Below are 24,351 nucleotides of genomic sequence, written 5' to 3' on the forward strand. Positions count from 1 at the left end.
GCTAGGCTAAAACATTGGCTCTGCACCGAGTACCCACGAAGGACGGCACACATTGGACAGCAACCCACTGTCATTCATTTCCCTCGATAGCACCGGCAAGACCGCTCCCTACCAGCAGGTCAGACAACAGATCCTTGAGGCCATTTCCAAGGGGCGGCTCAAAGCAGGAACCAAGCTGCCCTCAGTCCGAGCGCTCGCCGACCAGTTGGGACTCGCCGTCAACACCGCGGCCAAGGTATACAAGGAACTGGAAGCCAACGGCGTCGTCGTGACCCGGGGCCGCCACGGAACCATCGTCCAGGCCACCGGGGACGAAGGCTCTGTAGCCGTCGCAGATGCAGCGTCCGAGCTTGCCGCGGTCGCGACACGGTGGGGAATCTCCGAAAAAGCCGCAGTCGGTTACCTGAAAGCGGCATTCAGTTCACAAGTTGGCTAGGGCCGGGTCTTGTTGCTCACAACTACGCACCATTCGAACCAGTTTTCGATTAGCATGTTCTGGTGGCTACTTCTCGCTCCCTTGAAACCCCCCGTCCGCACGATCTGACCCGTTTGGTGGTCAAGGGCGCGCGCGAGCACAACCTGCGCAACGTCGACCTTGATCTGCCCCGTGACGCGATGATCGTGTTCACCGGCCTGTCCGGCTCCGGAAAATCGTCGCTGGCCTTCGATACGATCTTTGCCGAGGGGCAACGACGCTACGTCGAATCCCTCTCCGCTTATGCCCGCCAGTTCCTGGGCCAGGTCGACAAACCCGATGTCGACTTCATTGAGGGGCTCTCGCCGGCGGTGTCGATCGACCAGAAGTCGACCTCGAAAAACCCCCGCTCCACGGTGGGTACGATCACCGAGATCTACGACTACATGCGCCTGCTTTGGGCCCGCGTCGGCCGACCCTTCTGCCCGGTCTGCGGCGAGGCTGTCGTCAAACAGACCCCACAGCAGATCGTGGACCAACTCCTTGAACTCGCCCCCAAAACCCGATTCCAGGTCCTGGCCCCGGTCGTGCGCGGCCGCAAGGGCGAATTCGTTGACCTGTTCAAGGAACTGGGAGCCAAAGGCTACTCCCGTGCCCGCGTCGACGGCGAAACGATCCAGCTCAGCGATCCGCCGAAGCTAGGCAAACAGTTCAAGCACACCATCGAGGTCGTCGTGGACCGCCTGGCCATCAACGACACCGTGCGCCAACGCCTCACCGATTCCATCGAGACGGCGTTGAATCTGGCCGAGGGGCGGGTGCTGATCGACTTCGTGGACCTCGACCCGGAAGACGACGGACGTGTCCGGGCGTTCTCCGAGCACCTGTCTTGCCCGAATGAACACCCTCTGGCCATCGATGAAATCGAACCGCGGTCTTTCTCTTTCAACAACCCCTTCGGCGCCTGCCCCGCCTGCAGTGGCATCGGCACCCGACTTGAGGTCGACGAGGACCTGATCATCCCCGACGTGGACATGCCGCTGGGACAGGGCGCCATCGCACCGTGGTCCCTTGGCGTAGCCACCTCTGAATACTGGAACAGGTTGCTCGGGGGACTGGGGGATGAACTCGGGTTCACACTTGAGACCCCCTGGGCCAAGCTGCCCGCCGTGGCCCGCCAGGCGATCCTGCATGGCAAAGACCACAAGGTCGTGGTGCAGTACAAGAACCGCTTCGGCCGCGAGCGCAAGTACTCCACCGGTTTCGAGGGCGTGGTGCAGTACATCCACCGCAAGCACCTGGAAACCGAATCCGACCACGCCCGCGACAGGTACGAAGAGTACATGCGGCAAATCCCCTGCCCGGAGTGCGGCGGCGCACGGCTGAACTCCGCTTCACTCTCGGTGCTGATCAACGGAAAATCCATTGCAGCTGTCTCCGCCATGCCGATGCGTGAATGCTCCGCTTTCCTGGAGAACCTGGTTCTCACCGGCCGCGAGGCGCAGATCGCCAACCAGGTACTTAAGGAAATTCAGGCACGCCTGCGCTTCCTGCTGGACGTCGGACTGGAATACCTGAACCTGGAACGTCCGGCAGGCTCGCTCTCCGGCGGCGAGGCCCAACGCATCCGTCTGGCCACGCAGATCGGCTCCGGCCTGGTCGGGGTGCTCTACGTGCTTGACGAGCCCTCGATCGGCCTGCACCAGCGCGACAATCGCCGGCTCATCGAGACCCTGACCCGGCTGCGCTCCCTGGGCAACACGCTGATCGTCGTCGAACATGACGAGGACACCATTGCCGAGGCCGACTGGATCGTGGACATCGGCCCCGGCGCCGGCGAACACGGCGGCGAGGTCGTGCACTCCGGCTCCCTGGAAGGACTGAAAGCCAACACCCGATCCATCACCGGCGACTACCTCTCCGGACGCAGGAGGATCGAGGTGCCTGCCAAACGCCGCAAAATCGACAAGAAGCGCGAAGTCAAGGTCATCGGTGCCCGCGAGAACAACCTCGCGGATGTCACCGCGCGCTTCCCGCTGGGCGTGCTGACCGCAATCACGGGAGTCTCCGGTTCGGGCAAATCGACATTAGTCAACGACGTGCTCTACAAGGTGCTGGCCAACAGACTCAACGGTGCCAAGCAGGTCCCCGGACGCCACACGCGCGTCGAGGGGCTCGAACACCTGGACAAGGTCATCCACGTGGACCAGTCGCCCATTGGCCGCACCCCGCGCTCCAACCCAGCGACCTACACTGGGGTCTTCGACCACGTGCGCAAGCTCTTCGCAGAGACCAACGAAGCCAAGGTCCGGGGCTACCTGCCGGGACGTTTCTCCTTCAACGTCAAGGGCGGGCGCTGCGAATCCTGCTCGGGCGACGGCACGCTGAAGATCGAAATGAACTTCCTGCCCGACGTCTACGTTCCGTGTGAGGTTTGCCATGGTGCGCGGTACAACCGCGAGACCCTGGAGGTCCAGTACAAAGGCAAATCCATCGCCGATGTGCTGAACATGCCCATCGAGGAGGGCGCGGAATTCTTTGCCGCGTTCACCCCGATCGCCCGCCACCTGCGCACGCTGGTGGATGTAGGACTGGGCTACGTCCGACTGGGTCAGGCCTCCACCACGCTCTCCGGCGGAGAGGCGCAACGCGTGAAGCTGGCCGCGGAACTGCAGAAACGCTCCAACGGCCGCTCCGTCTACGTGCTCGACGAACCCACCACCGGCTTGCACTTCGAAGACATCCGCAAGCTCCTGCTGGTCCTGCAGGGACTTGTGGACAAGGGCAACACCGTGATCACCATCGAGCACAACCTCGACGTGATCAAGTCCGCGGACTGGGTCATCGACATGGGCCCCGAGGGCGGCTCCGGCGGCGGCGAGATCATCGCCGTCGGTACCCCCGAACAAGTTGCCAAGGTGCCCGGCAGCTACACCGGAAAGTTCCTCGCCCCGGTGCTGAGCTAGACGCCCAACACCGTACATGCATGCCGGCAGCGGCATGCATGTACGGCACAAGTCCCCAGTCCATGCGAGAATACGACAGTGATGATTGCTCCCTCCGCCGTGCTTCTTGACCTCGATGGAACCCTCGTGGATCCTGCCGGGGCCATAACCTCGGGTATCCGACATGCGCTGCTCAGCGCACAGATCGCCGACCCCGGGGAGGAAAAACTCCGCTCCCTCATTGGGCCCCCGCTCGCCATCGGGCTGGCAACGATCGACGGGGTGACCCCCGGGATCATCGATACCTTGATCGCTTCCTATCGGGCAGAATATGCGCAATCGGGAATGGCGGCCTCCCGCCCCTACCCCGGTGTGGCTGCACTTCTTAAGGCGCTGCGCGAGGTCGGCACCGCGGTGTTGGTTGCCACGGCCAAGCCCACGCCTATCGCTCGGGCGCTGCTCGAGGTCCAGGGCCTCACGCCCCTAGTGGACGGAGTCTTCGGAAACGAGGACGAGGGCGACGGACAGTCCTCGTCCAAAACCCATATTCTGGCCGAAGCCATCCGCGAACACTCCCTGGACCCGGCACGTTGTGTCATGGTCGGCGACCGGCTCTACGACATCGAAGCCGCGCACGAGAACAACATGGGCTCCATCGGCGTCGGCTGGGGCTTCGCCGAGGAAGGCGAACTGGCGGCCGCCGGGGCCGGGGCACACGCCGCAGATGTGCCCGAACTTGCCGGGCTGCTGCTGGGCGAAACGGCCGAAGAATCCCTGCCCGCTGCCATTTTGATGGGGGCCGACGCCTAAATGAGTCTGTACACCATGACACGCTCCTCGATCCGCGGGCTGTTAAAAGGGATGTGCCGCCCCACCGTCACCGGGTTGGAAAACGTGCCGCGCACGGGGCCGGTCATCATCGCCTCCAACCACCTCTCCTTCCTGGATTCGATCATCATCCAGGCGCTGACGCCCCGCGACGTGGCCTTCTTCGCCAAGGCCGAGTACTTCACCACCCCCGGGCTCAAGGGGAAGGCGATGAAGACCTTCTTCGAATCCGTCGGATCCATCCCCGTCCAACGCGGGGAACAGGCAGCTTCTGTCGCGGCACTGGAATCCCTGGTGGACATCTTGGAAGCAAAGGGCGGCATTGGCATCTATCCCGAGGGCACCCGCTCACGCGATGGCAAGCTCTACCGCGGGCGTACCGGAGTGGGCTGGCTGGCCCTCTCCACCGGGGCACCGGTAGTCCCGGTGGGACTGGTGGGCACCGAAAATCTGCAGCCGGCCGGGCGGAACGCGATCAAACCGCACCACTTCACCCTGGCCTTCGGTAAACCGCTGCAATTTGAACATCTGGGGCGCAAACACCCGTTGCCGCAGCGCCGCGCCGCCACCGACACGATCGTCGACGCCATCGCGGAGCTGACCGGGCAGGAACGCGTGAACGCGTACAACCAGTCACCGGCCATCGAAGAGTAGACGGAGCACGAAGTGGCAGATCCGAAGAGCTACCGCCCTGCGAGCGGGGACATCCCGGTCAATCCGGGGGTCTATAGGTTCCGCGATGAAGTCGGGCGGGTCATCTATGTCGGCAAGGCCAAGGTGCTGCGCCAGCGGCTAAATTCCTACTTCGCCAACCCCGCGGGACTGACCCCCAAAACCCATGCCATGGTGCATACCGCCGTGTCGGTGGAGTGGACGGTCGTGGGCTCCGAACTCGAGGCCCTGCAGTTGGAGTACACCTGGATCAAGGAGTACAACCCGCGCTTCAACATCGTCTTTCGCGACGACAAGTCCTACCCGTACCTCGCGGTGACCCTGGGGGAGAAGTACCCACGGGCCCAGGTGATGCGCGGGGACAAGCGCAAGGGCACCAAATACTTCGGCCCGTTCTATCCGGCCAAAGCCATCCGCGAAACCCTCGACACCTTGCTGCGCGTCTTCCCGGTGCGCAGCTGCTCGGCCGGGGTGTTCAACCGCGCCCAATCCTCCGGCCGGCCCTGCCTGCTGGGCTACATCGACAAATGCGCGGCCCCGTGCGTGGGACGGATCAGCCCGGAAGACCACAAAAAACTGGCCATGGACCTGTGCCAATTCATGGGCGGGGAAAGCACCAAGTTCATCAAGGAACTCGAAGGGAAGATGGCCGAATCGGTCTCCACCCTCGAATACGAGCAGGCGGCCCGCTACCGCGATGACATCGCCGCGCTGCGTCGGGTCTTCGAGCGCAATGCGGTGGTATTGGCCGAAAACACCGAGGCGGATATCTTCGCCGTGCACGAGGATGAACTCGAGGCTGCCGTGCAGGTCTTCCACGTGCGCAATGGGCGCATCCGCGGCCAGCGCGGCTGGGTCGTGGAAAAGGTCGAGGATTCCACCCCCGAGCAATTCATCGAGCACCTGCTCACCCAGGTCTACGGTGAGGCGGCCGGGGACGATAGGATCCCGCGCGAGGTGCTGGTCCCGGTGCTCCCCGAGAACACCGCAGATGTCACCGCCTGGCTGCACGAGCGCCGCGGTTCGGCGGTTTCGCTGCGCGTGGCCATGCGCGGGGACAAGGCCACGCTGGCCGAGACGGTGCGGGAAAACGCCGAACAATCGCTGCGCCTGCACAAGTCACGCCGTGCCGGGGACCTGACCACGCGTTCGGCCTCGCTGCTGGAGCTGCAGGAGTCCCTCGGGCTGCCCTCCCCGCTGCTGCGCATCGAATGTTACGACGCCTCGCACACCCAGGGCACCAACGTGGTCGCATCCATGGTGGTGTTCGAGGACGGGCTGCCCAAGAAATCCGACTACCGCAAGTTCTCCATCACCGGGGACGCCGCACGCGATGACACCGCCTCGATGTACGACGTGATCTCCCGCCGCTTCAAGAACTACCTGGAGGAATCGGAGAACATGGTCCCGATGGTCTCCGGGGAGATCGATATCTCCGACGCCGCGGCCAAGGCGCCTGCCCGTCGTTTCGCCTACCCACCCTCGCTGGTGATCGTCGACGGCGGCCCGCCGCAGGTCGCCGCCGCCAGCCGTGCGCTGGCGGATCTGGGCATCGACGACATCTATGTGGTCGGGCTCGCCAAGCGGCTGGAGGAGCTCTGGCTGCCGGACGACGAGTTCCCGGTGATCCTGCCGCGAGCCTCCCACGCGCTGTACCTGGTCCAACGGGTCCGCGACGAGGCCCACCGTTTTGCCATCACCTTCCACCGCAAGAAACGCTCCGCTTCGATGACGCTCTCGGTGCTCGATTCGGTCCCCGGATTGGGTCCGGCCAAGCGTGAGGCGCTGCACAAGCATTTCGGGTCGGTCAAGAAGATGCGCGCGGCCAGCACCGAGGAGCTCTTAGCCGTCCCGGGGATCGGCCCGGCACTGGCCCAGAACCTCGCCACGGCACTGGCAGCCAGCGGTTCAGGTGCGCCAGCAGTGAACATGACCACCGGCGAAGTGCTGGACTGACCCGGAGGTTGGCTCCGGGCGACTAGGCTAGGGAACATGACTTCCGAGCTTGCCCCCGTGAAACCACCAGAGTCCGAACTGCTAGTGATTACCGGCATGTCGGGCGCCGGACGCACCACCGCCGCCCATGCCCTGGAAGACCACGGCTGGTACGTGGTAGAAAACCTTCCCCCCACACTGCTGGGCATGCTCACCGAGATCGTCGCCCACTCCGGCGGATCGATCCCGAAGCTTGCAGTGGTCATGGACGTGCGCTCCAAATCGCTCTTCCCGCAGCTGCGCGAGAACCTACACGCGCTGACTAGCGCCGGAATCGCCTACCGGGTGCTCTTCCTGGACGCCGCCGACGATCTTTTGGTGCGCCGCTTCGAACAGGGCCGCAGGCCACACCCGTTGCAGGAAGACGACCGGATCAGCGACGGCATCAACCGCGAACGCGATGTGCTCCATGAGCTGAAGGAATCCGCGGAAATCGTCGTGGACACCACCGAGATGTCGGTGCACGACCTGGCCCGCACCATCACCGAACTATTCTCCGAGTCCGGTCCGATCGTGCTGCGCTTGACCGTGATGAGCTTCGGATTCAAATACGGGGTCCCCACCGACGCCAACTACGTTGCAGACGTCCGCTTCATCCCCAACCCGCACTGGGTCCCGGAGCTGCGCCCGCACACCGGTAAGGACCAACAGGTCTCCGACTACGTGCTCGCTGCCAAGGGCGCTGCCGAGTTCATCGAACGTTACATCTCCGCCTTGGAGCCGGTGTTCGAAGGCTACCGCCGCGAAAATAAGCACTACGCCACCATTGCCATCGGTTGCACCGGCGGCAAGCACCGCTCCGTGGCCACGGCCGAGGAGATCGGCCGCAGGCTGGCGCAGCTGCCCAGCGTGCGCGTGAATGTTTCCCACCGCGATTTGGGACGCGAGTAGTCCCCGATGGCCTTCTTCACCGGCCCCATCCCCATCCAGCCTCCCTCACGAGCGGCCGACGACAGCTCCTCGGTGCGCGTCGTTGCCCTCGGCGGCGGCCATGGGTTATCCGCCTCGCTCTCGGCGCTGCGGCGGCTTACGACCGACCTGACGGCGATTGTCACGGTGGCCGACGACGGTGGCTCCTCGGGACGACTGCGCGCGGAACTCGACGTGCTGCCCCCCGGAGACCTGCGCATGGCCCTGGCAGCGCTCTGTGACGACACCGATTGGGGGAGGACCTGGCGCGATGTGATGCAGCACCGGTTCACCTCGAAACCCGGTTCCAGCGCCGCCTTGGACCAGCATGCGGTGGGCAACCTGCTGATCGTCGCCCTCTGGGAGCTGCTCAAGGATCCCGTCGCGGGCTTGCGCTGGGCAGGTGCCCTGCTGGGCGCCCGCGGCCAGGTGCTGCCCATGAGCATCACTCCGCTGACCATCACCGGAGATGTGCTCCAGGAAGATCCCAGCACCGGGTTGGTCCGCCGCCGCATTTGGGGCCAGGCGAAGCTCGCCGAGGCGGGGGAGAGTGCACTGGTCTCCAACGTGCGCCTGGAACCGGCCGACGCTACGGCCTGCACCGAGGCCTTGGACGCCATCGAATTGGCCGACTGGGTCGTGCTGGGCCCCGGCTCCTGGTACACCTCCGTGCTCCCGCACCTGTTGCTGCCCGAAATGCGCGAGGGACTCCAGCAAACGCCGGCCCGCCGGCTGCTGACCATGAACCTGTCCACGGACACCGCCGAGACCGGCGGGATGGACGCGGCTGCGCACCTCGAGGTCATCGCACGCTACGCACCGGACCTGCGATTGGATGCGGTTTTGGCTGATCCGACGACGATCGCGGACCATGAAGCATTCACCCACGCGGCCGCCCGGCTAGGCGCCCGCACCTTTTTCGGTAAAGTAGGGGTTGGTGCCGGACGAGCAGTCCACGACCCCTTGAGACTTGCCGCCGCATACCACGACGTCTTCACCACGTTCAGCACAGACGAGCCCAGCAGTTAGGAAACAATCCATGGCACTGACGGCTTCCGTCAAGGACGAGCTGTCCCGGCTTGAAATCCGTAGGTCCTCCGAGCGCAAGGCAGAAGTTTCGACCATGCTGCGCTTTTGCGGCGGCCTACACATCATCTCCGGACGCATTGTCATCGAGGCAGAGGTAGATCTCGCCTCCACCGCCCGGCGGCTCCGCGCCGCCATCGCCGAGGTCTACGGCCACGCCTCCGAGATCGTGGTGGTTTCCGGTGGAGGATTGCGCCGCGGCAACCGCTACGTGGTCCGCGTGGTTCGAGACGGCGAAGCGCTGGCCCGACAGACGGGCCTGCTTGACGGGCGCGGACGACCGGTCCGCGGGCTGCCCTCGGTCATCGTCAACGGCTCCACCGCCGATGCCGAGGCCGTGTGGCGCGGGGCTTTCCTCTCCCACGGCTCGCTGACCGAGCCCGGGCGGTCCTCCGCCTTGGAAATCACCTGCCCCGGCCCCGAATCGGCGCTCGCACTGGTTGGCGCCGCCCGGCGCCTGGGACTGGTGGCCAAGGCCCGCGAAGTCCGCGGCGTGGACCGTGTGGTCATCCGCGACGGCGAGGCCATCGCACAACTGCTCACCCGCATGGGCGCCCACGACGCACTGATGGTCTGGGAAGAGCGCAGGATGCGCAAGGAAGTACGGGCCACTGCCAACCGCCTGGCGAACTTCGACGACGCGAACCTGCGCCGTTCGGCCCAGGCTGCCGTTGCCGCAGGTGCCCGCGTGGAACGCGCCCTAGAAATCCTGGGCGAAGAGGTCCCCGAGCACCTTAAGTACGCCGGCGAGCTGCGCGTGGCGCACAAACAAGCGTCCCTGGACGAGCTCGGCCGCATGGCCGAACCGCCGATGACCAAGGATGCGATCGCCGGTCGGATCCGCCGTTTGCTGGCCATGGCCGACAAACGTGCCTCTGAGCTGGGAATACCTGGCACCGAGGAAAGCGTTCCACTAGATGTGCTCGAAAACTGAGCACACCCCAAGTTTTTCCGCGCATTGGCGGAGATGCAGTAACGAAGAAGAGGGCATCCACTCACAGATGCCCACGAGAATGAGGAGTCATTTTGGCTATTTATACCTTGCCTGAGCTGCAGTACGATTACGCGGCCCTGGAGCCGCACATTTCGGCGCGGATCATGGAGTTGCACCACTCCAAGCACCACGCCACGTATGTTGCTGGCGCGAATTCGGCGTTGGAGCAGTTGGCGGAGGCCCGCGAGAAGGGCGAGTTCGGCAATGTGCCGAAGCTTTCCAAGGATCTGGCGTTCCACCTGGGTGGTCACACCAACCACTCGATCTTCTGGAACAACCTGTCGCCGGAAGGTGGAGACAAGCCAGAGGGTGAATTGGCTGCCGCGATTGATGATGCGTTTGGTTCGTTCGACGCTTTCCGTGCGCACTTCACCGCTGCAGCGATGAGCTTGCAGGGTTCGGGCTGGGCGTTGCTCGGCTTCGAGGGTCTGGGTTCCCAGTTGGTCATCGAGCAGCTTTACGATCAGCAGGGCAACGTGCCGGTGGCAACGACTCCGTTGTTGATGCTGGACATGTGGGAGCACGCTTTCTACCTGGATTACGTGAATGTTAAGGCCGATTACGTGAAGGCTTTCTGGAACATCGTGAACTGGGCTGATGTGTCGGCTCGCTTCGAGGCTGCCCGTGCTGGTGCGGCGCAGTTGATCGTCCCGGGCAAGTAACACACCCGAAATGGTGGCGTAAGCCTCCTCACATTCGACGCCCAAGTGGCGTAGAATGAAAACATCGTGTGTTGTGTGTCTTGCGGTTCAACCGCAAGACACACAATTACCGGTCAGCAATCCAGCTGACGACACAACGGAGTGTCCAATCTTTTCCAAGCCACTCCGTTTCTGTGTCCCAATCTCGGGGCCCTTTCTTCGCGGCAGTGGCAACACCACTCTGTCAAGGAGAAATACACGTGACTACCCGTGTTGGCATTAACGGTTTCGGACGCATCGGACGCAACTTCCTGCGAGCAGCCCTGGAAAACGGCGCAGACATCGAAGTTGTAGCAGTAAACGACCTCGGATCAATCAACGATTTGGCCATGCTGGTCAAGTACGACTCGATCATGGGCCGACTGGCCGAAGACGTAAGCGTTGACGGCGCCTACATCGTCATCGGTGAAAAGCGCATCAAGGTCCTCTCGCAGAAGGATCCCGCCCACCTCGGCTGGGGCGAATTGGGTGTGGACGTTGTCATCGAATCCACCGGACTGTTCACCAAGGCAGCAGACGCCGAGAAGCACCTGCAGGCCGGCGCCAAGAAGGTCATCATCTCCGCCCCCGCCTCCAAGGAAGACATCACCATCGTCATGGGTGTCAACCACGAGAAGTACGAGGCCAACAAGCACCACATCATTTCCAACGCCTCCTGCACCACCAACTGCTTGGGCCCGGTCGCCAAGGTCCTCAACGACCAGTTCGGCATCGTTGACGGCTTGATGACCACCATCCACGCGTACACCGCCGACCAGCACCTGCAGGATTCCCCGCACAAGAAGGACCCGCGCCGTGCCCGCGCCGCAGCACTGAACATGATCCCGACCTCCACCGGTGCTGCCAAGGCTATTGGCCTGGTCCTCCCGGAGCTCAAGGGCAAGCTCAACGGCTACGCCATGCGCGTGCCGGTTCCCACCGGATCCGCCACCGACCTGACCGTGAACCTGGCCCGCGAGGCCTCCGTCGAGGAGATCAACGCGGCATTCAAGAAGGCTGCCGAAGAGGGCCCGCTCAAGGGCTTCCTGAAGTACTCCGAGGATCCGTTGGTGTCCACCGACATCGTCCACGATCCGCACTCCGCGGTCTTCGACGCAGGCCTCACCTCCGTCATTGGCACCACCGCGAAGGTTGTGGCCTGGTACGACAACGAATGGGCTTACTCCACCCGCCTCGTTGACCTGACCGAATACGTCGGCGTCCGGCTCGGATAGTCCCTCGGACTCCGATAGCCTAGACACATGACTTTCCACACTCTCGACGAACTGATCGCCGATGGTGTCCTTGGGCGGCACGTTCTGGTCCGCAGCGACCTGAACGTGCCGCTTGATGGCTTCACCGTCACCGACGATGGGCGTATACGCGCCTCCATTCCCGTGGTGCAGAAGCTGGCCGATGCCGGCGCCCGCGTCATTGTCATGGCTCACCTCGGCCGCCCCCAGGGCGAGCCCGACCCCCAATACTCCATCTCCCCGGCGGCAACCCGCCTCGCCGAGCTCTCCGGACTCGATGTGCGCACGGCCTCTGACGTCACCGGGCCCTCGGCCGTTGCGTTGGCCGCCGAACTCACCGACGGCGCCGTGCTGATCTTGGAAAACGTGCGTTTCGACGCACGAGAGACCTCCAAAGACGACGCCGAACGTGCCGCATTCGCCGCCGAACTGGCCGCGTTGACCGGGCAGAACGGCGCCTACGTGAACGATGCCTTCGGCGCCGTACACCGCAAGCACGCCTCCGTGTTCGACATCGCCGCACTGCTTCCGGCCTACCAGGGCGACCTGGTCGCCACCGAGATGCGGGTCCTCAAGACCCTCACCGAGGCTCCCAAGCGACCCTACGTGGTGGTGCTGGGCGGTTCGAAGGTCTCGGACAAGCTGGCCGTCATCGACAACCTGCTGGGCCGCGCCGACCACCTGCTGATCGGCGGCGGCATGGCCTTCACCTTCCTCAAGGCCCAGGGCCACGAAGTTGGCGGCTCACTGCTGGAAGTTGACCAGCTCGAGACCTGCCGCGGCTACCTGAAGCGCGCCAAGGAACTGGGCTGCGACATCGTGCTGCCCACCGACGTGGTGGTTGCCTCCAAGTTCGGGGCCGACGCCGAGCACGAGGTGCGCACCGCCAGCGACATTGAAGGTGGCTCGTTCGGTGCCACCGGCCTGGGCCTGGACATCGGCCCGGACTCCGGGGAGAAGTTCGCCAGCTACATCCGCAGCGCCAATACCGTGTTCTGGAACGGCCCGATGGGCGTCTTCGAGATCCCGGCGTTTGCCGAGGGAACCCGTGCTGTTGCCGGGGCTCTGGCCGAGTCCGAGGCGTTCAGCGTCGTCGGCGGTGGCGACTCCGCCGCCGCGGTGCGCACACTGGGCTTCCATGACGACGAATTTGGACATATTTCCACCGGCGGCGGTGCCTCTCTCGAATACCTCGAGGGCAAGGAACTGCCCGGCCTGACTGCCTTGGAGGCACGCAAGTGACCACATCCACGAATGGGAAATTCGACAGGAAGCCGCTGATTGCCGGCAACTGGAAGATGAACATGGACCACGTCCAGGGCATCACGCTGCTGCAGAAGCTGGCCTGGACGCTGGCCGACGCGGAGCATGACTTTTCCCGGGTCGAGGTCGCGGTCTTCCCACCGTTCACCGACCTGCGCGGCGTGCAGACGCTGACCATGGGAGATGACCTGCCGGTGCACTACGGTGCCCAGGACCTCTCCGCCCAGGACTCGGGGGCGTACACCGGAGAAATTTCCGGGCAGTTCCTCTCCCGCCTGGGCTGCAGCTACGTGCTGGTAGGCCACAGCGAACGCCGTGCCCTGCATCATGAGTCCGATGCGCTGCTGGCCACCAAGGTTGCCGCGGCGTTCCGCCACTCGATCACCCCGGTGCTCTGCGTCGGCGAAGGCCTGGAAATCCGCCAGGCCGGCACCCACGTGGAATACACCCTCGAGCAGCTTCGCGGCTCCCTGGAGGGAATCACCGCCGAGCAGGCGGCGACGTTGGTCGTGGCCTATGAGCCGGTCTGGGCCATCGGCACCGGTGAAGTCGCCGGTCCCGAGGATGCTCAGGAACTCTGTGCGGCCATCCGCACCGAGCTGGCTCAGCTCTTCGGTGACGAGACTGCGGCCAAGGTCCGGATCCTGTACGGTGGCTCGGTGAAGGCCGCAAATGCTGCCTCTATCCTGGCCCAGCGCGACGTTGACGGCGTGTTGGTGGGCGGGGCTTCGTTGGACGCGGCGGAATTTGCTAACATTGTTAGGTTCGAGCACCATTTGGTGACCGACTAATCGCCATTGAGCAGATTGAAGGGCAATAGTGGACGTCATCAAGTTGGTACTGCAGATTTTGCTGGGCATCACGAGCCTGTTGCTCACGATGCTGATCCTGCTGCACAAGGGTCGCGGCGGAGGCATGTCCGACATGTTCGGCGGTGGCATGACCACCTCGCTGGGCTCCTCGGGTGTTGCCGAGCGCAACCTCAACCGTGTGACCGTCGTGCTGGGCCTCATCTGGGCAGCGGTCATCATCGGTCTGGGCCTGGTCATGCGCTTCAGCATCGAGTCCTAGCCTAGAGACGCAAAAGCGCGGCCCGTCCCTGAAAAGGGACGGGCCGCGCTTTGATATCCCGGTGAGGCGTCGGGGAACCTTAGATCAATTCCGCGGCGGCGGCATCCATAAGCCACCAGGTGCCACCGGTTCCCGAGACTCCTGATGCCGGGACGCGTTCGCGGGTGACGGGGTCGGCGCCCAGCACGATCCCGGCTGCAGGTGCCTTGTCGGCCCCGGCGACCACTAGCCACAGAGCGCGTGCGGTGTTGATGGCCTCGAAGCTCAACGACACGCGCAACGGCGGTGGCTTCGGAGAGTCATGCACACCGATGACCGTGGCCCCGGTGGTTGCGGCGCCAGCATGGTCGGGGAAGAGAGAGGCCACGTGTGAATCGGGGCCCATGCCCAACATCAGCACGTCGAAGATCGGCAGTGCGCCCTCGGTGCCCTCGGCATCCGCTTCGTCGACCAAGACCTGGGCATAGGCGGCTGCCGCATCCTCGGGGGTGGCGAAGCCGTCGGCCGAGCCCATCGGGTGCACGCGGCCGCGATCCAGCCCATGGGCATCGAGCACGCCCAACAGCACCTCGGCGGCCACCGCGTTGCGGTCAGCGGAGTCGGCGGCGACAAAGCGCTCGTCGCCCCAGTAGATGTTGACTCGTGACCAGTCCACGGCGCCCACTGCGGGGGAGTCGGCCACGGCCTTGAGCGAAGCGATACCCAGGGTGCCGCCGGTAAGCACGATGGTCGCTTCGCCGCGTGCTGCCTGCGCGTCGAGCACCGCGGTGAGCAGCCGGGCGGCGATGGCCGCGGCTGTGGCCGGAAGGTCGGGGTGGATCACAAGGTGGCGTTTAGCGTTGGCTGGCACGGATGCTCCTGAGGTTGGTGAGTTTCAGGCCCTCGCGCACGACCTCGCCGAAGACTTCGTCCGGGTCGAGCCGGCGCATCTCCTCGGACAGGCAATCGGACACGGGGCGCTGCGGCAATGAAATCCGCTGGGCCTTCTGGCCCGGCTGGTACAGCTCGGCGACGTCCCCGCTGGGGCGGGACAGCTCGACGTCTCCTTCGTCACGGGAAAAACGTACCGAACGCACCCCGGTGCCCTCCGGGGAGGAGGCCAGGGTGACGGGGATCTTCAGGCACAGTCGCAACCATGCGGCCAGCAGCACCGTGGAGGGCGAATCCACCGCACCGGTGACGGTGACAGCGCGCAGGCCGGCCGGATCGAGCTGGTCCAGCACCGAGGCCAGTTGCGCACGCCAGAGCGTGAGCCGGGTCCAGGCCAGGTCGGTGTCCCCGGCCCGGTAGGAATCCGCCAGGACAAACAGGGCCGCCCGCGGGTCGGCCTCGGCACCGGAATCGGTGATGCGGCGGTGCGCGATGCGCCCCAGCGGGGTCTCGGCGGCGTTCTTCGGGACCCCGTGCGGCCACCAGGCCACGATCGGGGCGTCTGGCAGCAACAGCCCGGAGACCAGGGATTCATCCACGTGCGCGTCGGGGCCGAAGGTGCGTAGCACGATGACCTCCGCGGCGCCGGCGTCCCCGCCCAGGCGGATCTGCGCGTCCAGCCGAGTCTCCCCGGTCAGCGCGCCCTTGACCACGACCACGATGCGGCAGGGGTGTTCGCGGCTGGACAGGGAGGCCGCGGCGATCGCGTCCTCCTCGTATCCGGCACTGGTGATCACCAGCAGCGTCAGCACCCGGGAGAGCGCGGCGGAGCCGCCGGCCCGGCGCATGGTGACCAGTTCCTTGGAGATCTTCGAGGTGGTGGTGTCCTGCAGTTCGACAATCATGGGCGGCGCCATGTCCTTCCGTCGCGGGCCATCAATTCATCGGCGGCAGTTGGTCCCCAGGAGCCCGGGGCGTAGGGTTCCGGCTGCTCGGGCAGTGCCGCCCAGTGCTCCTCGAACGGGTCCAGGATGCGCCAGGACTGCTCGACCTCCTCATGCCGGGGGAACAAGGGCGGTTCGCCCAGCAGCACGTCGAGGATCAGCCGTTCGTAGGCCTCGGGGGAGGACTCGGTGAACGCGTGCCCGTAGCCGAAGTCCATGGTCACATCGCGCACCTCCATCTGTGTGCCCGGGACCTTGGATCCGAAGCGGATGGTCACGCCCTCGTCGGGCTGGACCCGGATGACGATGGCGTTCTGCCCGAACTCGTCGTCCTGGTGGTCGGTGAACAGCAGGTTGGGAGCGCGCTTGAAAACCACCGCGATCTCGGTGACCCGGCGGCCCAGGCGTTTGCCGGCGCGCAGGTAGAATGGTGCTCCGGCCCAGCGACGGGTGTTGATTTCCAGCTTGATCGCCGCATAGGTCTCGGTCTTGGAGGCCGGGTTGAAGCCCTCCTCGTCGAGGAAACCGGTGACCTTCTCCCCGCCCTGCCACCCGGAGGTGTACTGGCCGCGGGCGCTGGCGGCTGCCAGGTCCTCGGGCAGGCGCACGGCGGTGAGGACCTTCTCCTTTTCGGCCCGCAGGTGCTCGGCGTCGAAGCTGATCGGCTCCTCCATCGCGGTCAGGGCCAGCAGCTGCAACAGGTGGTTCTGGATGACGTCGCGTGCGGCACCGACCCCGTCGTAGTAGCCGGCGCGTCCGCCGATGCCGATGTCCTCGGCCATGGTGATCTGCACATGGTCCACGTATTTGGCGTTCCACAGCGGTTCAAAGAGCTGGTTGGCGAAGCGTAGCGCCAGCAGGTTCTGCACCGTCTCCTTGCCCAGATAGTGGTCGATGCGGAAGACCGCGTCCTGCGGGAAAACCGATTCGACGATTTCGTTCAGCTCGCGGGCACTGGCCAGGTCGTGGCCGAACGGTTTTTCGATGACCACCCGTGACCACCCGGCATCGGGGGAGTCGTCGTTGGCCAGCCCGTGCTTGGAGAGCTGCTCGCAGACCGTTTCGAAGGAGTTCGGCGGGATCGAGAGGTAAAACGCGTGGTTCTTCGAGGTTCCGCGGCGGGCCGCCAGATCATCGAGGGTCTCACGCAGGTTCACGAAGGCCGCGTCGTCGTCGAAGCCGCCGGAGATGAACCTGAAGCCGCTGGCCAGCTGGTCCCAGACCGTCTGGTTGAAGGGGGTGCGAGCGTGGTCCTGCACCCAGGTTTTGGCTTCGTCAGCGAATTGTTCGGCGCTCCAGGGCCGGCGACCGAAGCCGACGACGGCGAAATTCGGCGGCAGCAGGCCGCGGTTGGCCAGGTCGTAGACGGCCGGCATGAGCTTCTTGCGGGCCAGGTCCCCGGTGATACCGAAAAACACCAGGGCCGAGGGGCCGGCGATCTTCTCCAGCCGGCGGTCCCGGCGGTCGCGCAGGGGATTGGGGGTGCCGGGCGCGGGGCGCCGGGTCGAATCGTGCATCATGCGGCAGTGGGCCTTCAACTGTTGGGTCGAACCGGTGGAAGGTGTACCGGGCGTCGGGGTGGACGCCCGGTACACCGAAGGGGTGGAAGCGGCTCTCGGGTCAGGCCTGGGCCAGATCCCGGATGAGCTGATCCAATTGGGCCAGGCCCGCTTCCTTGTCCCGCAGATGCAGGCGCAGCACCGGGCGACCCAGATCGGCCAGCACCACCGCATCTCCGGAGGCCTGCGCGGCGATCAGTTCACCGAAGGTGAACGGGCGGGTCGGGATCGAAAGATCCATCGCCGAATCCGCGCTGACCTGCAGGTAGGCGCCCACCCGGGGGCCGCCCTTGTGGAACTGTCCGGTGGAGTGCAGGAACCGTGGTCCCCAACCGAAGGTCACCGGGCGGCCGGTGGCCGCGGCGAGCACGGGGCGCAGGGCCTCGAGCTGCCCATCGGCATGCCGGTCCAGGTAGGCCTGGACCGAGAGGTACCCGTTGGATGGCAGGGCGGCCAGCAATGCCGCCAGCGCACCGGCGAGGGTGTCGACGCCCTCGAGCAGGCCCGCGGAGGCCCGCACTTCGATGGCACCCTCGCTCAGCTGTGCCTGAACCGGCTCCGGGGTGGAGTCGAGCAGCGAGCGGGCGGCGACCTTGGCGGCCTCCACATCGGGCTGGTCAAAGGGGTCGATGCCCAGCAGGCGTCCGGCGATGACCGTGGCGTACTCCCAGAGCAGCATCTGCGCGCCCAGGGTTCCGGAGAGCGCCACCGAGGCGGCGTCCACGTCCACATCGGCATCGGTGAGCAGCCCGGTGTCGGCCACCAGACGGACCTGCAGGTAGTCAGGCGCTCCGGAAGTTTCCGGGGCCCCGTCCTCCACGACGACCGGAAGCAGTCCGGTTTCCTGCTTGCCGGTGGATTCGGCGATGAGCTGTTCGGCCCAGTCGGCGAAGCCGGCCAGTCCCGAGCCCTCGTCGGCGAAGATGAGCTTGTCGCGCAAGGGCAGAGTGCCGGCGATCGCCGCACCCAGGGCCAGGGCGATGTTGTCCTCGTCGTCCTCGGCCAGGAACTCGATGGTGGCCTCGGCCTCGGCCAGGAACGCTTCGATGTCCACCCCGGCCAAACCGGAGGGAACCAGTCCGAAGGCGGTCAGCGCGGAGTAGCGCCCGCCGACGGTCGGATCGGCGTTGAACACCGCACGGTAGCCGGCCTTCCGGCTGGCCTCATCCATCGGGGACCCGGGATCGGTGACCACGATGATGCGCGATGGCGCATCAAGCCCGGCGTCGTTGAACGCCTGCTCGAAGACGCGGCGCTGCGAGTCGGTTTCCACGGTGGAACCTGATTTGGAGGAGACCACCAGGGCGGTGGTCGCCAACCTGTCGGTCAGCACCCCGGCGACCATTTCCGGGTCGGTGGAATCGCAGACGACCAATTCGACGTCGTTGGTGGCACAGATGACCTCGGGGGCCAGCGAGGAGCCGCCCATGCCGGCGAGCACAATGCGGTCCACGCCTTCGGCGCGCAGTTCATCGCGCAGGGCCAAGATCTGGGGCACCAGGGGCAGCGAGGTGGTCATCGCGTCCACCCAGCCGAGGCGGACTTCTGCCTCGGCGCGCGCTGATTCGACCCAGACGCTGGGATCCTTGGCCGCGATGCGGCTGGCGACCCGATCGGCCACCAGGGCTGGAACATGCGCTTCGATGGCCGCTTGCGCGGCTCCGGTGGCGATGAAACCCAGGGAGCCCATGTTACTTGCCTGCCTTCTGCAGTGAGGCGGCCAGGTCGGTGAGCAACTCGTTCCAGGCTGCCTCGAACTTCTGAAGGCCCTCGACCTCGAGCTTGTCCACGACCTCGTTGTAGCTCACGCCCAGGGCTGCGAGCGTATCGAGCACGGCGTTGGCGTCCTCGTAGGTGCCCGAGACCGTGTCGCCGGTGATTTGTGCGTGGTCGGCGGTGGCCTCGAGGGTTTTCTCCGGCATGGTGTTCACGGTGTTCGGTGCGCACAATTCGGTGACGTACAAGGTGTCCGGCAGGGCCGGGTCCTTCACGCCGGTCGAGGCCCACAGCGGGCGCTGTGCGTGGGCGCCGGCTGATGCCAACAGGTTCCAGCGTTCCGAGGTGAAGGACTCCTCGTAGACCTGGTAGGCCAGGGCGGCGTTGGCGACCCCTGCCTTGCCGCGGGCGGCGAGGGCGGCCTCGGTGCCGATGGCGTTGAGGCGCGCGTCGATCTCGGTGTCCACGCGGGAGACGAAGAAGGAAGCCACCGAGTGGATCTTGGTCAGGTCGTGGCCGTTGGCCTTGGCTGCCTCCAAACCGGTGAGGAACGCGTTGATGACCGCACGGTAGCGCTCGAGCGAGAAGATCAGGGTGACGTTCACCGAGATGCCAGCGGCCAGGGTTTCGGCGATAGCCTCAAGGCCTTCGACGGTGGCAGGAATCTTGATCAGCACGTTCTCGCGGGCGACCAACTCATGCAGGACCTTGGCCTCGGCGATGGTCTCGGCGGTATTGCGGGCCAGCCGTGGATCGACCTCGATGGAGACCCGTCCGTCGGCGCCGTTGGATGCGGCGTAGATCGGTGCGAACAGGTCGCAGGCGGCAGCGACGTCGTCGGAAGTGATCTTGAAGACCGCTTCCTCGGCGTCCATGCCCGCCGCGGCGAGCTCGGCGACCTGAGAGGCGTAGGACTGCCCGTTGGACAGCGCGGCGTGGAAGATCGAGGGGTTGGTGGTGACCCCGACGACGTTCTTCTCGTTGATCAGCTTCACCAGCGAGCGGGAGGTCAACCGTTCGCGGGAGAGGTCATCAAGCCAGATCGAGACGCCGGCATCGGAAAGGGCCTGGGTGTTTTTGTTGCTCACGATGAAAGTCCTTTGGGTAGTGGGAAGCGGGTTACTTGGCGGCCGCGAGGGACTCGAGTGCCGCGGCGGCGACGGCCTCGGCGGTGATCCCGAACTCGGTGAACAGGCGCTTGTAGTCAGCCGACGCCCCGTAGTGGTCCAGGGAGATGATCCGTCCGGCATCTCCGACCAGCTCGCGCCAGCCCATGGCCACGCCGGCTTCGACCGAGACACGGGCCTTCACAGCTGCCGGCAGCACCGATTCGCGGTAGGCGGCGTCCTGCTGATTGAACCATTCCAGGCAGGGGATGGACACGACGCGGGCTGCTACGCCCTGTGCTGCCAATGCCTCGCGGGCCTCGATGGCCAAGGAGACCTCGGAGCCGGTGCCCAGTAGCAGTACCTGCGGGGTGACGACCTGGCCGTTGGCGGTGGCGTCGGCCAGCACGTAGGCGCCCTTGGCCACGCCTTCGGCCGAGCCGAAGCCTAGCTGGCTGCGGTCGTAGACCGGCAGGTTCTGCCGCGACAGGACGATGCCGGCCGGGTTCGAGGTGGTTTCCAGAATCTTCTTCCACGCGTAGGAGACCTCGTTGGCATCCGCCGGGCGGACCACATCAAGGTTCGGGATGGCGCGCAAGGAGGCGAGCTGCTCAACGGGCTGGTGCGTCGGCCCATCTTCGCCCAGGCCGATGGAGTCGTGCGTCCACACGTAGATCGAGGGCACGCCCATCAACGCCGAAAGGCGGATGGCCGGGCGCTGGTAGTCGGAGAAGATCAGGAAGGTACCCGAGAAAGCGCGCGTCGGGGAGGCCAGGGTGATGCCGTTGACGATGGCTGCAGCTGCGTGCTCGCGGATGCCGAAGTGCAGCACCCGTCCGTACGGGTTGCCGGTCCAGGAATCGGTGGAGCGTGATTCCGGGATGAACGAAGGAGCGCCCTCGATGGTGGTGTTGTTCGAGCCGGCCAGGTCGGCCGAGCCGCCCCAGAGCTCGGGCAGCACGGAGGCGACGGCGTTGATGACCTTGCCGGAGGCCGAGCGGGTGGCGACGTCCTTGCCGGGTTCGAAGACCGGGAGGTTCTCATCCCAGCCGGCCGGCAGTTCTCCGGATTCCAGACGGTTCAGCAGTGCGGCGTTTTCCGGGTTCGCGGCGGACCAGGCATCGAAGCCTTCCTGCCAGCTGGCGCGGGCCGCGCTGCCGCGGGTCTGGACCTCGCGGGCGTGCTGCAGTACCTCGGAGTCGATGGCGAAGGACTGCTCCGGGTCGAAGCCCAAAGCTTTTTTCAGTCCTGCGACCTCGTCGGTACCCAGCTTGGAGCCGTGGATGGACCCGGTGTCGGACTTGGTCGGGGACGGGAAGCCGATGACGGTGCGCAACGAAATGATCGAGGGGCGGGAGGTCTCGGCCTTGGCGGCGCGCAGAGCGGCGTCCAGTTCCGCGAGGTCCTCAACGTAGTTCCCGGTCTTGGTCCAGTCCACGCGCTGGGTGTGCCAGCCGTAGGCGTCGTAACGGCCCAGCACGTTCTCGGTGAACGCGACGTCTGTGTCGTCTTCGATGGAGATGTGGTTCTCATCGTAAATGACGACAAGATTGCCCAGTTCCTGGTGACCGGCCAGCGAGGAAGCCTCGGAGGTGATGCCCTCCTGCAGATCTCCATCGGAGGCGATGACCCACACGGTGTGGTCGAACGGGGACGTATCGGGCGCTGCGGTCGGGTCCATCATGCCGCGCATCCGGCGCTGGCCGTAGGCGAAGCCCACGGCCGAGGCCAGGCCCTGGCCCAGCGGACCGGTGGTGATTTCCACACCGGCGGTGTGACCGTGTTCCGGGTGGCCGGGGGTCTTGGCACCCCAGGTGCGCAGCGCCTGAAGGTCTTCCATTTCCAAGCCGTAGCCGGAGAGGAAAAGCTGCAGGTAGAGGGTCAACGAGGTGTGGCCCGGTGAGAGCACAAACCTGTCGCGTCCGATCCACGTCGGGTCGGACGGATCGTGGCGCAGGTGCTGCTGGAAGAGCATGTATGCGGCCGGGGCCAGCGAGATCGCGGTGCCGGGGTGGCCGTTGCCGACCTTCTCGACGGCGTCTGCGGCTAACACGCGGGCGGTGTCGACGGCTTTCTGGTCAAGATCGGTCCAAGAGAATTCGCTGTTGTCTGCTACTGGCGCCACGGTGTGGGTCCTCCCTGTACGGTGTGCATGTAAAAGTCAGTTGGTTGCGTCGGCGTTAGGCCCTGCAAGCACAACGCCGCCATCATCCATCCAATGGTTCACTAGACGGTTTCGGCGGCGGCGCAACACTCCCAGCTTAGCGCCATTGGCCGCCGTTTCATCCTTTTGCGACCACTTGTTGAGGCATGGCGAAAACTATCGACCGGGCGCACACATCTACGGGCGGATAGCGCGCTAGGAACACCGCCTATTTCTACGTGTCGTAAAAAGGGTATGATGGACGGTGATTGTCCTTATTGCCCCCGTAGAACTGAGTAGATGTCTGTGAAGACCGTGTCCGTTGACTCCGCAACCAGGGCTCGCGCAGCTCGGCAGCTGAACGAATCGGCCGGCGAATTCGTCTCGCGAAAGACCAAGGCCTACGTGGCGTTGACCAAACCGCGTGTGATCGAACTGCTGCTGGTGACCACGTTGCCGACCATGATGTTTGCCGAACGCGGGTTCCCCTCGATTTCCCTGGTGGTTGCCACCTTGCTGGGCGGCGCCATGGCCGCCGGCGCTTCGGGCGCCTTCAACTGTTACATCGATCGGGACATGGACCGGGTCATGAAGCGAACCAAGGGCCGTCCGCTGGTCACCGGTGAGGTCACCGAGCGCGAGGCGCTGATCTTCTCCTGGGTGCTGGCCATTGCCTCGCTGGCCGTGTTGTGGTTCGGCACCAATCCGCTGACCACCGCGCTGGGGCTGGCGGCGATCCTCTTCTACGTGGTGCTGTACACGCTGATCCTTAAGCGCCGCACCTCGCAGAACATCGTCTGGGGCGGGATCGCCGGTTGCATGCCGGTGCTGATCGCTTGGGCCGCGGTGACCAACAAGGTCGAGTGGCCGGCGATCATCTTGTTCCTGATCATCTTCTTGTGGACCCCGCCGCACTACTGGCCGCTGTCCATGAAGTATGCCGATGACTACAACGCCGCACACGTGCCGATGTTCGGTGCCATCTCCTCCGCACGCCGCGTCTCGGTACAGGTAGTGCTCTACGCCTGGGCGACGCTGGCATGCTCGCTGCTGCTGGTGCCGATGGGCTACGCAGGCATCGTCTACACCGTCGTCACCGGTGTCTCGGGCCTCTGGTTCGTCTACGAGTGCCACGTGCTCTACCGCGAGGCACAGCGCGACCACGAGCCGGCCGAGATGAACAAGAAGGCCATGAAGGTCTTCCACATCTCCATCACCTACCTGACGCTGATCTTCGTGGCGCTGGCCATCGACCCGTTCGTGGGCGGCCCGCTCTTCGGCTAGGTCCCCTCGTCAGCTTTTGCACTCGGCTCCCGGATTTTCCGGGGGCCGCTTTGTTGTCGGTCATCAGCTTCCCCCGAGGCTGAGCGCCGCGGAAGAAACGACTCAGCGCACCATGCGGATCTCGTCGCCCGCACCCTCATACGCGCAGGGGCGCCGGGTCCCGTCGGGAACAAATCCATTGCGGGAGTAGAAAGCCATGGCCCGGGAGCTGGTGCCGAGCACCCACAGGCTCGCCGGGCCCTGGCTGAGTACCGCATCGGCCAATTCCTGGCCCGCGCCGGTTCCGTGCTCTGAGGCCAGCACGTAGATGAAGAACAATTGTTTCTCCCGCGGGGCAGGGCTGTCCTGGCTGGCACCGGCCCCGGCCAGACCGATGAGCCTGCCATCGCGTTCGGCCACCGCAAAGCAATCACCGGGGCGCGGCGCCGAACAGATCGAACTCCACATCCGAATTCGACCGCGTCGTGCCTCCTGGCCCCAGGCGGAATCGGGGAACACCCCGCAGTAGGTCTCGGCCCACGTTTCCAGATGGAGTTCGGCCAGGGCCTCGGCGTCTTGCGGACGCGGGGCGCGGATCCGGGTGGCTGTCATGAAACCAACCATACTCACCGAGCGCCG

Annotated in this window: 21 protein-coding genes; 14 read left to right on the plus strand and 7 right to left on the minus strand. The window is 65.2% G+C overall.

Annotation, left to right across the window (positions count from 1 at the left end):
- The first annotated feature begins 52 nt into the window (after window positions 1-52).
- The 13 genes from ADIAG_RS17360 (at window position 53) to secG (ending at window position 14,111) form a co-directional block, all read left to right on the plus strand.
- Window positions 53-436 (plus strand): GntR family transcriptional regulator, encoded by a 384-nt coding sequence (locus tag ADIAG_RS17360; RefSeq protein ID WP_007272736.1) that lies wholly within the window; start codon window positions 53-55, stop codon window positions 434-436.
- 62 nt (window positions 437-498) lie between these two features.
- Window positions 499-3,381, plus strand: coding sequence for an excinuclease ABC subunit UvrA (gene uvrA, locus ADIAG_RS17365; RefSeq protein ID WP_007272737.1), 2,883 nt, complete (start codon window positions 499-501; stop codon window positions 3,379-3,381).
- Between the two features lie 81 nt (window positions 3,382-3,462).
- Window positions 3,463-4,170 carry an HAD hydrolase-like protein gene (locus ADIAG_RS17370; RefSeq protein WP_007272738.1) on the plus strand — a complete coding sequence of 236 codons (708 nt, stop codon included), beginning with the start codon at window positions 3,463-3,465 and terminating at the stop codon, window positions 4,168-4,170.
- The gene (locus ADIAG_RS17375) at window positions 4,171-4,842 is read left to right on the plus strand and encodes a lysophospholipid acyltransferase family protein (RefSeq protein WP_043475742.1); all 672 of its coding nucleotides are present in this window, start codon (window positions 4,171-4,173) and stop codon (window positions 4,840-4,842) included.
- 12 nt (window positions 4,843-4,854) lie between these two features.
- Window positions 4,855-6,816 carry an excinuclease ABC subunit UvrC gene (gene uvrC / locus ADIAG_RS17380; protein WP_007272740.1) on the plus strand — a complete coding sequence of 654 codons (1,962 nt, stop codon included), beginning with the start codon at window positions 4,855-4,857 and terminating at the stop codon, window positions 6,814-6,816.
- Window positions 6,817-6,852: 36 nt separating this feature from the next.
- Entirely contained in the window at window positions 6,853-7,746 is an 894-nt protein-coding gene (gene rapZ / locus ADIAG_RS17385; protein ID WP_007272741.1) for an RNase adapter RapZ, read from the plus strand.
- 6 nt (window positions 7,747-7,752) lie between these two features.
- Window positions 7,753-8,793 (plus strand): gluconeogenesis factor YvcK family protein, encoded by a 1,041-nt coding sequence (locus ADIAG_RS17390; RefSeq protein WP_007272742.1) that lies wholly within the window; start codon window positions 7,753-7,755, stop codon window positions 8,791-8,793.
- Window positions 8,794-8,803: 10 nt separating this feature from the next.
- Entirely contained in the window at window positions 8,804-9,784 is a 981-nt protein-coding gene (gene whiA / locus ADIAG_RS17395) for a DNA-binding protein WhiA (protein WP_007272743.1), read from the plus strand.
- Window positions 9,785-9,876: 92 nt separating this feature from the next.
- Window positions 9,877-10,506 carry a superoxide dismutase gene (locus ADIAG_RS17400; RefSeq protein ID WP_007272744.1) on the plus strand — a complete coding sequence of 210 codons (630 nt, stop codon included), beginning with the start codon at window positions 9,877-9,879 and terminating at the stop codon, window positions 10,504-10,506.
- A gap of 239 nt (window positions 10,507-10,745) precedes the next feature.
- Window positions 10,746-11,759, plus strand: coding sequence for a type I glyceraldehyde-3-phosphate dehydrogenase (gap, locus tag ADIAG_RS17405; protein ID WP_007272745.1), 1,014 nt, complete (start codon window positions 10,746-10,748; stop codon window positions 11,757-11,759).
- A 27-nt stretch (window positions 11,760-11,786) separates the two neighbouring features.
- Entirely contained in the window at window positions 11,787-13,019 is a 1,233-nt protein-coding gene (locus ADIAG_RS17410) for a phosphoglycerate kinase (protein WP_007272746.1), read from the plus strand.
- Window positions 13,016-13,831: a triose-phosphate isomerase gene (gene tpiA / locus ADIAG_RS17415; RefSeq protein ID WP_007272747.1), complete on the plus strand. Its 816-nt coding sequence runs from the start codon at window positions 13,016-13,018 to the stop codon at window positions 13,829-13,831. Before ADIAG_RS17410 ends, tpiA begins: the two co-directional genes overlap by 4 nt.
- A 28-nt stretch (window positions 13,832-13,859) precedes the next feature.
- Complete coding sequence (gene secG, locus ADIAG_RS17420; protein WP_007272748.1) at window positions 13,860-14,111, plus strand: preprotein translocase subunit SecG; 252 nt, start codon at window positions 13,860-13,862, stop codon at window positions 14,109-14,111.
- A gap of 79 nt (window positions 14,112-14,190) precedes the next feature.
- On the opposite strand, the gene pgl is transcribed toward secG, so the two are convergent.
- From pgl to tkt, 6 genes are all read right to left on the minus strand, one after another.
- Complete coding sequence (gene pgl / locus ADIAG_RS17425) at window positions 14,191-14,961, minus strand: 6-phosphogluconolactonase (protein ID WP_007272749.1); 771 nt, start codon at window positions 14,959-14,961, stop codon at window positions 14,191-14,193.
- Entirely contained in the window at window positions 14,945-15,886 is a 942-nt protein-coding gene (locus tag ADIAG_RS17430) for a glucose-6-phosphate dehydrogenase assembly protein OpcA (protein ID WP_043475827.1), read from the minus strand. Before ADIAG_RS17430 ends, pgl begins: the two co-directional genes overlap by 17 nt.
- Window positions 15,883-17,445, minus strand: coding sequence for a glucose-6-phosphate dehydrogenase (zwf, locus tag ADIAG_RS17435; protein WP_007272751.1), 1,563 nt, complete (start codon window positions 17,443-17,445; stop codon window positions 15,883-15,885). Before zwf ends, ADIAG_RS17430 begins: the two co-directional genes overlap by 4 nt.
- Window positions 17,446-17,545: 100 nt before the next feature.
- Window positions 17,546-19,174 (minus strand): glucose-6-phosphate isomerase, encoded by a 1,629-nt coding sequence (locus tag ADIAG_RS17440; protein WP_007272752.1) that lies wholly within the window; start codon window positions 19,172-19,174, stop codon window positions 17,546-17,548.
- A 1-nt stretch (window position 19,175) separates the two neighbouring features.
- Window positions 19,176-20,288 carry a transaldolase gene (gene tal / locus ADIAG_RS17445; RefSeq protein ID WP_007272753.1) on the minus strand — a complete coding sequence of 371 codons (1,113 nt, stop codon included), beginning with the start codon at window positions 20,286-20,288 and terminating at the stop codon, window positions 19,176-19,178.
- 31 nt (window positions 20,289-20,319) lie between these two features.
- On the minus strand, window positions 20,320-22,431 hold the full coding sequence (gene tkt / locus ADIAG_RS17450; protein WP_007272754.1) for a transketolase: 2,112 nt from the start codon (window positions 22,429-22,431) through the stop codon (window positions 20,320-20,322).
- A 318-nt stretch (window positions 22,432-22,749) separates the two neighbouring features.
- Here tkt and ADIAG_RS17455 point away from each other — a divergent pair, with 318 nt between their 5' ends.
- Window positions 22,750-23,733 (plus strand): heme o synthase, encoded by a 984-nt coding sequence (locus ADIAG_RS17455; RefSeq protein ID WP_007272755.1) that lies wholly within the window; start codon window positions 22,750-22,752, stop codon window positions 23,731-23,733.
- 102 nt (window positions 23,734-23,835) lie between these two features.
- On the opposite strand, the gene ADIAG_RS17460 is transcribed toward ADIAG_RS17455, so the two are convergent.
- Window positions 23,836-24,324 (minus strand): GNAT family N-acetyltransferase, encoded by a 489-nt coding sequence (locus ADIAG_RS17460; protein WP_007272756.1) that lies wholly within the window; start codon window positions 24,322-24,324, stop codon window positions 23,836-23,838.
- Window positions 24,325-24,351: the final 27 nt, after the last annotated feature.

Source organism: Paeniglutamicibacter gangotriensis Lz1y (assembly GCF_000348945.1).
In the GTDB taxonomy this organism is placed as follows: domain Bacteria; phylum Actinomycetota; class Actinomycetes; order Actinomycetales; family Micrococcaceae; genus Paeniglutamicibacter; species Paeniglutamicibacter gangotriensis.

What these genes read in the sequence shown, in the direction of transcription:
- ADIAG_RS17370 (WP_007272738.1), top strand. Translation starts at nt 3,463, where the DNA reads ATGATTGCTCCCTCCGCCGTGCTTCTTGACCTCGATGGAACCCTCGTG.
- ADIAG_RS17375 (WP_043475742.1), top strand. Translation starts at nt 4,171, where the DNA reads ATGAGTCTGTACACCATGACACGCTCCTCGATCCGCGGGCTGTTAAAA.
- rapZ (WP_007272741.1), top strand. Translation starts at nt 6,853, where the DNA reads ATGACTTCCGAGCTTGCCCCCGTGAAACCACCAGAGTCCGAACTGCTA.
- ADIAG_RS17390 (WP_007272742.1), top strand. Translation starts at nt 7,753, where the DNA reads ATGGCCTTCTTCACCGGCCCCATCCCCATCCAGCCTCCCTCACGAGCG.
- whiA (WP_007272743.1), top strand. Translation starts at nt 8,804, where the DNA reads ATGGCACTGACGGCTTCCGTCAAGGACGAGCTGTCCCGGCTTGAAATC.
- ADIAG_RS17410 (WP_007272746.1), top strand. Translation starts at nt 11,787, where the DNA reads ATGACTTTCCACACTCTCGACGAACTGATCGCCGATGGTGTCCTTGGG.
- ADIAG_RS17430 (WP_043475827.1), bottom strand. Translation starts at nt 15,886, where the DNA reads ATGATTGTCGAACTGCAGGACACCACCACCTCGAAGATCTCCAAGGAA.
- zwf (WP_007272751.1), bottom strand. Translation starts at nt 17,445, where the DNA reads ATGATGCACGATTCGACCCGGCGCCCCGCGCCCGGCACCCCCAATCCC.
- ADIAG_RS17440 (WP_007272752.1), bottom strand. Translation starts at nt 19,174, where the DNA reads ATGGGCTCCCTGGGTTTCATCGCCACCGGAGCCGCGCAAGCGGCCATC.
- ADIAG_RS17455 (WP_007272755.1), top strand. Translation starts at nt 22,750, where the DNA reads ATGTCTGTGAAGACCGTGTCCGTTGACTCCGCAACCAGGGCTCGCGCA.
- ADIAG_RS17460 (WP_007272756.1), bottom strand. Translation starts at nt 24,324, where the DNA reads ATGACAGCCACCCGGATCCGCGCCCCGCGTCCGCAAGACGCCGAGGCC.